12 protein-coding genes are annotated in these 13114 nt (G+C 51.0%); 8 read left to right on the forward strand and 4 right to left on the reverse strand.

What is annotated here, in order from left to right:
- Positions 1-35: 35 nt before the first annotated feature.
- From JTN23_RS00395 to JTN23_RS00405, 3 genes are all read left to right on the forward strand, one after another.
- A complete protein-coding gene (locus tag JTN23_RS00395; protein WP_247231407.1) occupies positions 36-902 on the forward strand; it encodes a sugar phosphate isomerase/epimerase family protein in 867 nt (288 codons plus the stop codon).
- A gap of 238 nt (positions 903-1140) precedes the next feature.
- Positions 1141-5352 carry a hybrid sensor histidine kinase/response regulator gene (locus tag JTN23_RS00400; RefSeq protein WP_247231410.1) on the forward strand — a complete coding sequence of 1404 codons (4212 nt, stop codon included), beginning with the start codon at positions 1141-1143 and terminating at the stop codon, positions 5350-5352.
- A gap of 77 nt (positions 5353-5429) precedes the next feature.
- The gene (locus JTN23_RS00405) at positions 5430-6158 is read left to right on the forward strand and encodes a Dph6-related ATP pyrophosphatase (protein WP_247231411.1); all 729 of its coding nucleotides are present in this window, start codon (positions 5430-5432) and stop codon (positions 6156-6158) included.
- Positions 6159-6164: 6 nt separating this feature from the next.
- Here JTN23_RS00405 and JTN23_RS00410 read toward each other — a convergent pair whose 3' ends face one another.
- Positions 6165-6605: a hypothetical protein gene (locus tag JTN23_RS00410; protein WP_247231413.1), complete on the reverse strand. Its 441-nt coding sequence runs from the start codon at positions 6603-6605 to the stop codon at positions 6165-6167.
- Between the two features lie 45 nt (positions 6606-6650).
- Positions 6651-7715: a zinc metalloprotease gene (locus JTN23_RS00415; RefSeq protein WP_247231415.1), complete on the reverse strand. Its 1065-nt coding sequence runs from the start codon at positions 7713-7715 to the stop codon at positions 6651-6653.
- Between the two features lie 219 nt (positions 7716-7934).
- Between JTN23_RS00415 and JTN23_RS00420 the strand changes: the two genes are divergently transcribed.
- From JTN23_RS00420 to JTN23_RS00435, 4 genes are all read left to right on the forward strand, one after another.
- Positions 7935-8513, forward strand: coding sequence for an O-methyltransferase (locus JTN23_RS00420; RefSeq protein WP_247231417.1), 579 nt, complete (start codon positions 7935-7937; stop codon positions 8511-8513).
- 95 nt (positions 8514-8608) lie between these two features.
- Entirely contained in the window at positions 8609-8722 is a 114-nt protein-coding gene (locus tag JTN23_RS00425) for a 30S ribosomal protein THX (protein WP_247231419.1), read from the forward strand.
- Positions 8723-8829: 107 nt separating this feature from the next.
- Entirely contained in the window at positions 8830-9837 is a 1008-nt protein-coding gene (locus tag JTN23_RS00430; protein ID WP_247231421.1) for a PorP/SprF family type IX secretion system membrane protein, read from the forward strand.
- Positions 9838-9919: 82 nt separating this feature from the next.
- Positions 9920-11116 carry a cation:proton antiporter gene (locus tag JTN23_RS00435; RefSeq protein WP_247231424.1) on the forward strand — a complete coding sequence of 399 codons (1197 nt, stop codon included), beginning with the start codon at positions 9920-9922 and terminating at the stop codon, positions 11114-11116.
- On the opposite strand, the gene JTN23_RS00440 is transcribed toward JTN23_RS00435, so the two are convergent.
- Complete coding sequence (locus JTN23_RS00440; protein WP_247231426.1) at positions 11099-11425, reverse strand: hypothetical protein; 327 nt, start codon at positions 11423-11425, stop codon at positions 11099-11101. The two genes, JTN23_RS00435 and JTN23_RS00440, sit on opposite strands and share 18 nt — an antisense overlap.
- Before the next feature lie 260 nt (positions 11426-11685).
- Here JTN23_RS00440 and JTN23_RS00445 point away from each other — a divergent pair, with 260 nt between their 5' ends.
- Positions 11686-12393, forward strand: coding sequence for a LolA-like protein (locus JTN23_RS00445; protein WP_247231428.1), 708 nt, complete (start codon positions 11686-11688; stop codon positions 12391-12393).
- A 79-nt stretch (positions 12394-12472) separates the two neighbouring features.
- Here the strand turns inward: JTN23_RS00445 and greA are convergent, their stop codons facing one another.
- Entirely contained in the window at positions 12473-12946 is a 474-nt protein-coding gene (gene greA, locus JTN23_RS00450; RefSeq protein WP_247231430.1) for a transcription elongation factor GreA, read from the reverse strand.
- Positions 12947-13114: the final 168 nt, after the last annotated feature.

Consider the following 13114-nt stretch of genomic DNA (forward strand, 5'->3'; position numbering starts at 1 on the left):
ACAGTAACTATTTTAACCTTTTATAAAGTACGTATATGAAAAAAGTAATGTTGGCACTGGGTATGGCTCTGCTAATGGCAGGAGGCTACAACCAGGCGCAGGCCCAGAAATCTAAAAAACCTCTTTATACGGCCCCATTAGGAGCTCAGGCCTATACTTACCGATTCAGTTGGCCACACGGCGTGGAGGCCACTCTTGATTCGATCAAGGCGCTGGGCATTACCGAACTGGAAGCCGGAGCGCCTAAGGGCTACACCGAGGAGCAGTTCCGTAAGCTGGCTAATGATCGTGGTATAAGCATACCGGGCACTGGAGCCGGGTACGAGCAGATTGTAAAGGATCCTATGAGTGTGGTCCAGAAAGCCAAAGCCCTGGGATCTAAGTACGTGATGGTAGCCTGGATTCCTCACGAAAGAAACAACTTCAACATCGAGAATGCCAAGAAGGCCGTTGAGGACTTCAACCGCGTTGGTAAGATCCTGAAAGAAAATGGCCTGACCTTTGCTTTTCACAACCACGGCTACGAGTTCAAACCCTACGGCAATGGTACTCTCTATGACTACATCGTCGAGAATACCAACCCTGAGTACGTATCCCTCGAGCTGGATATACTGTGGGCGGTACACCCGGGTGCTGATCCGGTAAAGCTGCTGAATAAGTACGGCAATCGCTACAAACTCATGCACCTCAAGGACCTGAAAAAAGGGGTGAAGGGTGACTTCTCAGGAGGTACGCCTATCACTAACGATGTGGCACTGGGTACCGGTCAGATTGATATTCCGGCCATACTCAAAGCGGCTAAGAAAGCCGGTGTAGAGCACTACTTCATCGAAGACGAAAGCCCTATCCAGACCCAGCAGGTACCCCAGACCATTGCTTATCTGAAAAGCCTGAAAGAGTAACCACTCTCAACATAGCTGAGCATTAATCGGCTACGTACTATCCAATGTACGTAGCCGATTTTTTAGTGTCTTGTAGTTACTAAAAGTGGCCTTACTGCTTTCATAATGAATATGTTACTGGCTGGCTGATGAGGCTGAAAAATCAGCATGATATTTGCATGAAGTTAGGAGTTCTATGAAAATAGAATTATGCAGAGAAAATATTTGACTTTGCTCAAAGCTACCTCTATCTAACTTGATGAAAGCACACTTCATTCTTTATCTTGTCCTATTGCTGAGCGGTAGTCTGGCTACCGCTCAGGATTCTCCTGTTCCCTTCAAGTACTTCACTACCAATGATGGTCTATCCCAGAGCAATGTCACCTGTATCCTACAGGACAGCCGCGGGTTTATGTGGTTTGGTACCCAGGATGGACTCAATCAGTTTGATGGCTACACGTTCAGGGTCTATCGCAATGTGCCTTACCAGTCGCGTAGCCTGAGCCACAGCTTTATCCGGGCACTGTTCGAAGACCGGGAGGGGCGAATCTGGATAGGTACTGAAGATGGAGGGCTCAATCTGTATGACCGGACTACTGACAGCTTCACACAGTTCAAGAACAAGCCGGGTGATAAGTCGAGCCTGAGCCACAATAAGGTAACGGCTATTACACAGGATAAGCAGGGGCGGCTCTGGATAGGTACGTTTGGAGGAGGTCTTAACCTGTTCAATCCCCAGTCCCGCACTTTTACCCAATTCGGTAATGATGCGAAGGATCCGCGCAGCCAGAGCTACAAGTATGTGAATAATTTACATATAGATGCAAAGGGCCGGATATGGATCGCTACGTATGGTGGAGGACTCAAACGGTTTGATCCGTCGAAGAAAAGCTTCGTGCACTACGAGCATAATCCGGCCGATGCCCAGTCCATCAGTTTCAATGATATCACAGATCTCTATGAAGATTCAAAGGGGAGGTTTTGGGTAGCTACCGAAGGGGGAGGCCTCAACCTGATGAACCGGGAGCAGGGTACCTTTGTGCGCTATCAGCACAACAAGTCCAACCCCAACAGCATCAGTCATAACGATGTCATTGCGCTGCAGGAAGATAAGGACGGTAACCTGTGGGTAGGTACCCGCAACGGCGGGATCAGCGTGCTGCACAAAGACCTGAAAACCTTATCCCACCATCCCTACGACGAAAAAGTTGTGGGTAGCCTTAACAATGGATCTATTTACTCATTATACCTGGACAGAAGAGGGAATATGTGGGTCGGGACCTACAGCGGCGGGGTCAACTTTATGGATCGTGAGCCCCAGAAGTTCAAAAAGTACGTACACAACAAGAACAACCCGAATAGCCTTACTAACAACAATGTTCTTACGGTTTTTGAAGACAGCAGGGAGCAGCTCTGGATTGGTACCGACGGGGGCGGACTGAATATCTATAACAAGACAACCGGGAAATTTACCCACTACCTGCATAGTACCAGCCCTACCAGCATTGGGAGCAACTATGTTCTGCACATCTATGAAGATAAGGACAAAAACATCTGGGCCGGAAACTACAAGGGCGGCCTCAATCTGGTACAGAATGGTCAGTTTCATAACATAGATCTGGGAAGCGAAAAGCAGGTCAGTGTGCACCAGATCGTTGAGGACCAAAGCGGGAATCTGTGGCTGGCCACCTCCGGCGATGGCCTGATACGCTATAATAAGAAAAGTAAGGCCGTAACTTCCTATAAGCATGACTCCAAAAAACGTGGGACTCTCAGTCGGAATGTGATTCTGGCTTTGGCCGTTGACCGAAAAGGAAACCTGTGGATTGGTACTGAGGGAGGTGGACTTAATCTATACCGTCCCGGGAGTGATAACTTTACGACCTACCACCACGATGACAGGGTACCTACCAGCCTGAGCAATAACCTGGTCAATACCATTTTTGAAGATTCAAAGGGGCGCCTGTGGCTGGGTACCTACGACGACCTGAACCTCTTTGACCCCAAGACGGGTACCTGTACCATCTTCAGCGAGAAGGAGGGACTTCCCAACCACGTTATACAGGCCATTCAGGAGGATGCTCACGGTATCTTGTGGATAAGTACCAACAAGGGAGTTTCCCGGTTTGACCCCAGCTCCAGATCTTTCCGCAACTATGGCATCAGTGATGGACTTCAGGGCAACTCATTTAATCGTAATGCCAGCTTCAGGAATAAGCGGGGTGAAATATACTTTGGCGGGCTGAATGGCCTGAACAGCTTCCACCCCGATAGTCTGAAGGATAATCAATTTGTACCTCCTGTCTATTTCACCGATCTTACTATATTCAATAAATCCGTCAGTGTCGGTGAAGAAGGTGTACTGGAGCAGCACATTACCGAAGCCAAAGGAATTACCCTTTCGTATCAACAATCGGTATTTTCACTTGAATTTGCCGCCCTCAATTACAGCCAGTCGGAGAAAAACCAGTACGCCTACAAGCTGGAAGGCTTCGACGAGCGCTGGAACCATGTAGGTGGAAAGCGTATGGTTACCTACACCAATCTGGACCCCGGTGAGTACACATTACGGGTAAAAGCGTCTAATAACGACGGAGTATGGAATCCTACGGGAGCTTCTCTTAAGATCACTATCACTCCTCCGTTCTGGCAGACCTGGTGGTTCAGGACGTTGCTGGTTCTCCTTATTATAGGAGGTGCGGTTGCGTATTATCAACTCCGGATGAATGCTGTCAGAGCGCAGAAGCTACAGCTGGAGCGCCAGGTGAGGGAACGTACTACCGAAGTGATGCGACAGAAGGAGGAGCTACAGGCACAAGCTACCCACCTGCGGATACTCAACAATGAGCTGGACGTCCAGCGAAAGTATGAGCAGCAGGCGCGGGAGGAGGCCGAGCGCGCCAATAGAGCCAAGAGCGTGTTCCTGGCTACGATGAGCCACGAGATCCGTACGCCTATGAATGGGGTACTGGGTATGACCTCGCTGCTGCAGGAAACAACCCTGACCACCGAGCAGCGCGAGTTTGCCGATACCATCAAGCAGTGCGGTGTGAACCTGATGGGCGTCATCAACGACATCCTTGACTTCTCCAAGATCGAGTCGGGTAATATGGAGCTGGATGAGCAGGAGATGGACCTGCGCATCTGTATAGAAGAGGTACTTGATCTTTTTGCCACCAAGGCGGCCCAGCTGGGGCTGGACCTGGTGTATCAGATCGATTCCAAGGTACCGGTTCATATCGTTGGCGATAGCCTGCGCCTCCGCCAGATCCTGATCAACCTCGTCGGGAATGCCATCAAGTTTACCCCAAAGGGCGAAATATTCGTAGGAGTAGAACTGCGTAGCCTCACCAACGCCCGGGAGCTGGATCTGGCCTTCCAGGTGCGCGATACAGGTATAGGTATTCCTGAGGATAAGCTCCACCGCCTGTTCAAGGCGTTCTCGCAGGTAGACTCTTCAACTACCCGTAAATACGGAGGTACCGGCCTGGGGCTGGCTATCAGCGAGCGTCTGGTCAATCTGATGGGAGGTGAGATAGCGGTAGCCAGTGAGGAGGGCAAGGGTACCACCTTCTTCTTCAATATTCACTGCACCGCTGCTAACGAAACCAAGCGCCAGTACATAGTATTCAATACCAACGGCAACGAAGGCAAGCGGGTACTGGTGGTTGATGACAACCAGACCAACCTTACCATCCTGAGGTCGCAACTGGAGCAGTGGAAGCTGGTGCCCGTGCTGGCCTCTTCGGGGCAGGAGGCGCTGGATCTGCTCGCGGTATCCTCCCCGTTCCAGCTGGTCATAAGCGATATGCAGATGCCCGGTATGGACGGCGTGGAGCTGGCGCGTGCCATCAAGGGTCAACAGCCCCAGCTTCCGATTATTCTGCTGAGCTCCATTGGGGACGAATCCCGCAAATCCTACCCGGACTTGTTTGCGGCTATTATGACCAAGCCGGTCAAGCAGCAGCAACTCAGTAAGATGGTACAGATGGTGCTAAGGTCGCAGGACGCCGACCCGTTGACGCCGACCCCGCAGCCACCGGCTCTTGTACTGTCAGATTCATTCGCCAAGCAGCATCCGCTCAGTATACTTATCGCCGAAGACAACCTCTTTAATCAGAGGTTGGCTATTCATATCCTGAAAAAGCTTGGCTATGAGTCGGATCTGGCCCAAAACGGACTGGAGGTACTGGAGATGCTGAAAAAACGGTACTATGAGGTAATCCTGATGGATATACAGATGCCCGAGATGGACGGACTGGAGGCTACCCAGCTCATCCGGCAAAACTTTGAGAAGCAGCCGGTGATCATAGCCATGACGGCCAATGCCCTCCAGGGCGACCGGGAGATGTGCCTGAAAGCCGGCATGGACCTGTACGTTTCGAAGCCCATCCTACTCGATGAGCTGAAAAATGCCCTGCAGCAGGCGGCAGCGGTTACCCGGCAAAAGTCGGAGCCATCTACTACCTGATGCCGGGAAACGCCCGTACCTGGTAGCTATTGTAGACATTCCTGTTTACCTTGGGGCGTACTAGTACTTATAAGTTTATGAAAAGTGCCGTTTTTAACTGGAGTGGAGGAAAGGATTCGGCTCTGGCTCTCCACCAGGTCCTGAACGAAAAGCAGTATTCGGTCGAGTGCCTGCTTACGTCGGTCAATGAACATTACGATCGGGTAAGTATGCATGGCGTACGTACCGAGCTGCTCGAAGCCCAGGCCAGTAGTATAGGGCTACCGCTCCGGAAGCTGCTCCTGCCCGAGATGCCCTCCATGGAGGTATACAACCAGGTAGTAGGGGAGAGGCTGGCAGAGCTAAAGAGCAGGGGGATTGATTACTCTGTCTACGGAGATATCTTTCTGGAAGATCTGCGAGCATACCGCGAAGAACAACTGGCGCAGGTACCGATGCAGGCGGTGTTTCCGATCTGGGGGCGTAATACCCGCGAGCTCCTGCAGACCTTTATCAACGAAGGCTACAAGGCAGTGATCGTATGTATTAATGAGAAGTACCTGGACGCTTCGTATGCCGGACGACTACTGGATCAGGATTTCCTGAATAGCTTACCGGCCGGTGTAGACCCCTGCGGCGAAAACGGCGAGTACCATACCTTCGTTTTTGACGGACCTATCTTCAAGCAGCCCGTGCCGTTCAAGTTGGGCGAAGTAGTGTACCGCAACTACCAGCCCGTATCTCAGTCCGATGATGACAACTGTGGCGTTAGTACTCCGGCCAACTACGATACTGGTTTCTACTTCCGGGACCTGCTACCCGCCTGAACCTTATTAAAACCTATCTTTCATACCGGCCGGTACTAAGGCATACAAGGCCTTTTGCAGCCCGGTGAGTTCGCTTGGCGGGCGGTTGTGATCAAAAGAAGGTGAAGAGAAGGTACCACCGGCAGTTTCAACAACCAGCTGGCTCTGCAGGGCGGCATCTACCTGGTGCCGGGTACCTCCTGAGCTAAATTCAGCTAGTTTTTTCACCGGTAATCCCTGTACCTGCTTCGTCAGCGCTTGCCAGGTCTGGGTGGGGGTAGTAGTCCTGCTGGTATCTTCATTCACCACTACTACCGTATGGGCAGGTGTTACGTGTATACTTCGGTAGGTACCACGCGTTCGTTCGGTCAGCTGTATGCTCCTGACATCCGTCTCCTGGGTACAGGCTACCGGCGAAAGACCTGTCATAAGTACCAGGCTGATAAGAAGGTGAGTTAAATCCATCATAATTAGAAAAAGCCCCTCCTTGCGGAGGGGCCGGTAGGGTATTTATTATGGTGTAACTGTTACAAAATTTCGGCGGGCACCGTCGGAGGCAAACAGCGCGCGGGTCCGGGTCTTCTGGCCGGATGTAAACATGTACATGCAGGCATCATTGGTGTAGTCCATGTAGTTCATGGTCATGTTGCTGGTGCTGCATTTAATGGTCGGGTACGACGGGCAACCATAGTTGGGGCTGTCGGACATCGGAGTATCGGCTACGTAGTCATCTACACCGCAACCACCGTCACCCCATATGTGGCGCAGGTTCAGCCAGTGGCCTACCTCATGCGTGGCAGTACGTCCCAGATCGTAAGGGGCCGACAGATAGTAGCTCTTGCCAGTTTCGCTTTTTCCAAAGTAGTTGGGGCCAATGACTACGCCGTCTGTACTGGCTGAGCCACCCGGAAACTGCGCGTAGCCCAGGATACCTCCTCCGATGTTACACACCCAGATGTTAAGATAGCCGGGTACAGCATCGGAGCCTCCCTTGCGGGAGTACTTCATGTCGTCACGCGTGCCCCATGATGTTTTGGACGAAGCCTTCCGTACGGTATTTGCTGTATTCCACGTAAATTGGATATCCAGGCTAGACGTAGTCCCACTGAATTCGCTGGGCGTTTTGCTGATATCACTGTTGGTCTTGTTAAAATCAGCATTCAGTACATTAATCTGTGATTGAATCTGTGCATCGCTGATATTTTGCACACTGGTGTTATAGATCACGTGTATGTATACAGGAATAGTGACCGTACCCGTGTAAGGCGTAGACGTGCCGCCGTCGCCACCGGTACCGCCACCGGGCTTGCCGGTACCGGCTCCGTTCTTCTGGTTGGAAGCGAACCGCTGCGTCTGCGCTTCGATGGCTTCCAGCTTTTTGGCCAGTCCCGGATTTTCCTTGATCTTTTCCTCAAGTACTTTCATGGTAGCACATTTGTCGTCGTTACCCTGGCCGCTCAGCCGGGCCGAAACGGATTTATCGGGCAGGGTCGCCTCGTTTTCGAACTGATTTTCGGAGCAGGCCAGCACCATGGTCATGGAGACAGCCGCAAAGAGAACATTGTAAATAGGTTTCATCGGTTTTCGGGGTATGTTGTCTTAGCAATTAAAGAAAATAAACGCTGGATTACTAGCGACTAGTTAATGACTTAGTGAACGGTTTTAGACCAACGGTCAATATATGTCCCCGTGTAGAAACTATTGAATCAGAATGTACTTCGCAGTACAGGAGTAGCAGTAAAATCCCGCCGAAGTCTTTCTATATTTAGCCGAAATCTTAAAACCAGATGTATTACTATGAATGAGTCAGTACAACAGTCCCAGCCCCAGTATTACCACCAGATCGACCAGGCAACCCGGGAGTCCGGCTTCACGATGGCTTCAGATATCCAAACCTGTTCACTGCTACGTACCCTCGCCAGTGCCAAACCCGGAGGTAGTTTTCTTGAACTGGGGACGGGTACCGGCTTATCTACCTCCTGGATCCTCGACGGCATGGATCAGGAGTCGCATCTGGTATCGGTGGATAATGATGAGGGAGTACTACAGGTAGCTACTACCTACCTGGGGGCTGACCCGCGTCTGGAGCTGGTATGTGCGGATGGAGGAGAATGGCTGGCCGCCAACGGGGAGAGCAAGTACGATTATATCTTTGCGGACACCTGGCATGGCAAGTACCTGATGCTGGATGAGGCACTTTCGATGCTGAAAAAAGGAGGTATGTATATAATTGATGATATGCTGCCCCAGCCTAACTGGCCGGAAGGGCACCAGGAAAAAGCCCATCGATTGGTAGCTACCCTGGACGCGCACCCTGATGTATGGGTTACCAAGCAGCACTGGGCGACGGGAATTATCATAGCCGTAAAAAAATAGTTTTTGAAACGTACGGTCCCTGTTGACAACCTGCTACTGGCATTCTATTTTTGTTAGGCAAACATATCTATAACCTATAAAACAAGTTAACTACTATGGGAAAAGGTGATAAGAAAAGCAGAAAAGGAAAGTTGTGGAGAGGTACGTATGGCAACAAGAGACGACGCAAAAACAATAATAAGCCTAAGGGCAAAAGAGAGCCTAAATAAAGAAGGGGACCCGATAAGGGTCCCTTTTTTGTTGGATGGCGGCGAGCTAAAATGGCTTGGTTATTGCTTGCGAAGCTTAGGGTATAGTAACTGAAAATATATTTAGGATGAAAATAGGACACTCGCGGATACTGTTGTTGCTTCTTCTGATAGGTATAGAGGTACAGGCGCAGCAGCTACCACAGAGTAGTTTGTTTTCGTTGAACCCGTTTCTGGTCAACCCGGCTTTTTCTGGCGTCAATGACTTCACCGATGTTCGCCTAAGCTACCGCCGCCAGTGGCTCGGACTTGACGATGCCCCTTCAACTGCGTCCATGACGGCACACCTGCCCGTAGGGTACAGTCAAAAAGCTATTCACGGAGTACATTCACCCCGGTACGCGCATAATCAGGCCAGCTACAACCTGTCACCACCTGCCGGTACCTGGCGCTGGGGCGCTGGCGTGCAGTTCCTGAGCGATCAGGCCGGACCTACCTCTCGCCATATGGCTCTGGCTACCGGAGCCGCTCATGTAAGCCTGGGCAATCAGTGGCTGTTGTCGGCCGGGCTGGGGCTGGGAGCTCTCCAGTACACCCTTCGTTTCGATCGTATTCAGACCACGACTCCGGATCCACTGCTACCCGCCGGCAATGTTTCGCGGGTACGGCCGCTGGTGTCGGCCGGTATGCTCATTCGTCGCCAGAATTTCATGGCTGGAGCTTCGGTACTTGCCCCCAATGCTCCCAGACTTGATTATGCAACCTCCTCCGGATCGGTAGCTAACCGGATAGTACCCCATTACTACCTGACTACTTCCTATCGGATAGAGGTGGGGGATGAGGTGGCGGTGCTACCGCAGGTATGGATCAAGGCTGCCGGACCCGCTCCGGTATCTTTTGATGCCCAACTCCGGCTCCAGTACACCGATCGCCTGTGGGCGGGGGTACAGTACCGGCAGGGCGAGAGCCTGGGCGCGCAGCTGGGCCTGGCGCTATCCGACCTGCTCAGTGTAGGCTATGCCTATGAGTACCCTTACTCGATGGTGCGGCTCGCCACTACTGGTAGCCACGAGCTCATGCTGGCCTTCAGATTCAACAACCGCGGGTACATCTACAACCCGCCGATGGGCTGGTAGGTAAGCCTCCCGGTTATTATAAAGGTACCTGTCCGGTATAATTTTGTATTATTGTAGTTACTGGACAACCCCCACCCCACGAATGGATACTTCTTTACTGATTATAATGCTGAGTAGCTCCGTACTGATTTCGTACGGATTTGACCTGGTGAGCAGTCGTACCAAATTACCCTCCGTAGTATTACTTCTGGCTACCGGTGTGGCCATCCGGCAGGCAACCGACTACCTGGGAGTGGCCATTCCCTATGTCAACGTGATACTTCCTACCCTGGGTACCCTGGGGCTGATCCTGATTGTACTCGAGGGAGGGCTTGATCTGGAGCTGAGCGGCGGTAAGCACAAGTTTATACTGCGTACGCTGGCGGCTGCACTACTGGGGATACTGCTGTGTATGTTTGCCATAGCCGGTATATTCTACATCCTGCTGGGGGATAGTTTTTATAATGCCATGGTAACGGCTACGCCCTTTGCGGTGATCAGTAGTGCAGTAGCTATTCCGAGCGTGAGAGGGCTCGACACCATGCGGCGTGAATTTGTGGTGTATGAGTCGTCGCTGTCGGATATACTGGGGCTTATGCTGTTCAATATCCTGGTAATACCGTCCGGATCGGGCTGGGATACGGCGCTGCAGTTTGTTTACAGTACAGTACTGGTGATTGTTATTTCGGTTATATGCTGTTTTGTACTGCTGTACCTGATTAGCCGTATTACGCACCACGTCAAGTACCTCCCCATCATTTCTGCGTTGTTTATCGTATACGCGGTCGGGAAAATGTACCACCTGTCGTCCCTGCTGGCCATACTGGTATTCGGACTTTTCATTAATAATACCGAGCTGTTTGTGCGGGGGCGGCTGAAAGATTACCTTAAGAATGATCTTTTTGAGCATGAACTGCAGCAGTTCAAGCACCTGACGGCCGAGAGCGCCTTTGTCATCCGCACATTCTTCTTCCTGATATTTGGATACGCGACCAACATCTCCGAGCTGGCCGACATCGACGCCTGGATTGTCAGTATCCTGCTGCTCCTGTCCATCATAGGTACCCGTTACATCTCCCTCAAAGCCACGCTGAAAGGCGACCTCAAGCCCATACTGTACGTAGCTCCCCGGGGGCTGGTGACGGTACTGTTGTTCCTAAGTATTCCCCCGCAGTACCTGGTAGTGGGTTTCAGAGACGGTATCCTAATGCTAACCGTCATACTTACGTCGCTGGTGATGATGGTGGCGGTAGTGAGCTACCGGCAGCGCCACGAGGAGGGGTCAGAAAATATACCTTAGGAACGCCCAGAAAGGCCGCTTGCGGAGGTAGTCTGGTCTTCGCTCGTTTGTGAAGGCTTCCCGCTCAAAAGATATAAATCGGTAGGCGAGGTGGTGGTTGCGGAAATATAACAGCAGAATGAGATACTCGAGTACATACCAGATATAGAAAGGAATAATGAGCATCTCCAGTTGCTGCCGAAGGTGAATCCGCTCATGGTTGATCAGTGTAGGAGTACATTTTCGGCGTCTTACCAGAATGAGCGGAAAAAGAGCCATGCCTTCTACCCAAAGAAAAGGTATGTGCAGTATAAAACCTCGTAACTTCATCTCGCGGATTGTGTCTTAGTTGTACCTAACAGCTAACATCTGTCGGCTAAAGTTATAATTCTATACCACGTCCTGTTATTTCCGGGCCAGTCCCCTCATATAGCGGACATGTACCTGCCCGGTTTGTAATCTGGAAATGGGCACTCCCCGTATCAGTAAAGGTAGCTATTGTATCTCTTTGTATGGATGATCCCAGATTAAGTACTGCGTCTGATAGTCAATACTACCTCTGCTTCCATACCACCAAACCCCAAGCTGATATGAAACACCTTGTTTATGTGATGAGCGTACTCCTCTGCCTAACGGGAGTACCTGCCCTGGCCCAGGAACCGGCCAATGCCAATGAGGTAGTTGAGAAGTACCTTACAGCCATCGGAGGACGTACCAGGCTTAAGGCTATTCAGGATATTACGACCACTGCTACGGCCGACATGCAGGGACGAACCATGGAAATGGAGGCCAAGTACAAGATGCCCAACAAGTTCAGGCAGGCCAGCTATGTGATGGGCAACGAGATGGGTGGTACCGTGTATGATGGTAACAAACTTTTGCGTAACATGCGGGGTCAGGAGCAGGTAAAAGAAGGAAAGGAGGCCTTTCAGGAGTACCTGCAGAACCACCCCTTTCCGGAGCTGTATTACGACTCACTGGGCGTAGAGAAAAAGCTGGTGGGCAAAGAATCCGTAGATGGCAGGGATGCTTATAAGGTAGAGTACACGGCCGGCGGACGTACCTGGCAGGATTACTTTGATGTAAGCTCTGGATTGAAAGTGAGACGTACGGCTACCGTAGAAACTCCACGGGGCAAGTCAGACGTAGCGATCACGTATGAGGACTATAAAGAGGTCAATGGAATCAAGTACCCCTTTAAGCGTAGTCAGAAGTCAGGCCAGTTTGAAATGGTTATGGAGACCCAGTCAATCAAGATCAACAAGGGAATTGATGACAAGCAGTTCCGAATCAAATAAGCCGTACGGGTCCACTTTATACTAGAAGAGGCCGGCACATGGTGCCGGCCTCTATGCTTGTAAGGCTTTTAGTAAGGGTTTATCGGGTAATATCAAGTACCTCAAACTCCATCATGCCGGCGGGTACCTGTATCGTGGCTACTTCGCCTACTTTCTTACCCAGGAGGCCTTTGCCAATGGGAGAGCCCACCGATATCTTACCCAGCTTCAGGTCGGCTTCTTCTTCGGATACCAGGGTGTAGCTGATCTCGGCTCCGTTGCGACGGTTCTTTATCTTCACCGTTGAAAGCACGGCTACCTGTGAAGTGTCAATAGAAGACTCATCAATCACCCGGGCGTTGGACAGGATTTCTTCCAGCTTGGCGATCTTCATTTCGAGCATACCCTGAGCATCCTTGGCGGCATCGTACTCCGCATTCTCGCTCAAGTCACCCTTATCACGGGCTTCGGCTATTTGCCGGGCTATTTCGGAGCGACCTTTGGTCTTCATGTCGTTGAGCTCAGCTTTCAACTTATTAAGACCTTCCTCCGTGTAGTAAGAAATTTTTCCCATGGGTCAGATATTCTTTTATAATTTCTTGTTGGTTTAGATTTCAGGGGGACTAAAAAAACAAAAAAGAACGGCTGCCGACCGTTCTACAAGAGTAATTGTACCTCGTAGGTGCGCCTGTCAAGGCTCTTTGGTTCGGTTGCCGTATCGGAAAATTTGCTTCATAGTCCC

It is taken from the genome of Telluribacter roseus (genome assembly GCF_017355915.2).
In the GTDB taxonomy this organism is placed as follows: domain Bacteria; phylum Bacteroidota; class Bacteroidia; order Cytophagales; family Spirosomataceae; genus Telluribacter.

Bases quoted from the DNA above. Each gene is read 5' to 3' on its own strand.
- JTN23_RS00420 (WP_247231417.1), top strand. From the start codon at position 7,935: ATGAATGAGTCAGTACAACAGTCCCAGCCCCAGTATTACCACCAGATC.
- JTN23_RS00440 (WP_247231426.1), bottom strand. From the start codon at position 11,425: ATGAAGTTACGAGGTTTTATACTGCACATACCTTTTCTTTGGGTAGAA.
- JTN23_RS00395 (WP_247231407.1), top strand. From the start codon at position 36: ATGAAAAAAGTAATGTTGGCACTGGGTATGGCTCTGCTAATGGCAGGA.
- JTN23_RS00415 (WP_247231415.1), bottom strand. From the start codon at position 7,715: ATGAAACCTATTTACAATGTTCTCTTTGCGGCTGTCTCCATGACCATG.
- JTN23_RS00445 (WP_247231428.1), top strand. From the start codon at position 11,686: ATGAAACACCTTGTTTATGTGATGAGCGTACTCCTCTGCCTAACGGGA.
- JTN23_RS00410 (WP_247231413.1), bottom strand. From the start codon at position 6,605: ATGATGGATTTAACTCACCTTCTTATCAGCCTGGTACTTATGACAGGT.
- JTN23_RS00435 (WP_247231424.1), top strand. From the start codon at position 9,920: ATGGATACTTCTTTACTGATTATAATGCTGAGTAGCTCCGTACTGATT.
- JTN23_RS00400 (WP_247231410.1), top strand. From the start codon at position 1,141: ATGAAAGCACACTTCATTCTTTATCTTGTCCTATTGCTGAGCGGTAGT.
- JTN23_RS00405 (WP_247231411.1), top strand. From the start codon at position 5,430: ATGAAAAGTGCCGTTTTTAACTGGAGTGGAGGAAAGGATTCGGCTCTG.
- JTN23_RS00425 (WP_247231419.1), top strand. From the start codon at position 8,609: ATGGGAAAAGGTGATAAGAAAAGCAGAAAAGGAAAGTTGTGGAGAGGT.
- greA (WP_247231430.1), bottom strand. From the start codon at position 12,946: ATGGGAAAAATTTCTTACTACACGGAGGAAGGTCTTAATAAGTTGAAA.
- JTN23_RS00430 (WP_247231421.1), top strand. From the start codon at position 8,830: ATGAAAATAGGACACTCGCGGATACTGTTGTTGCTTCTTCTGATAGGT.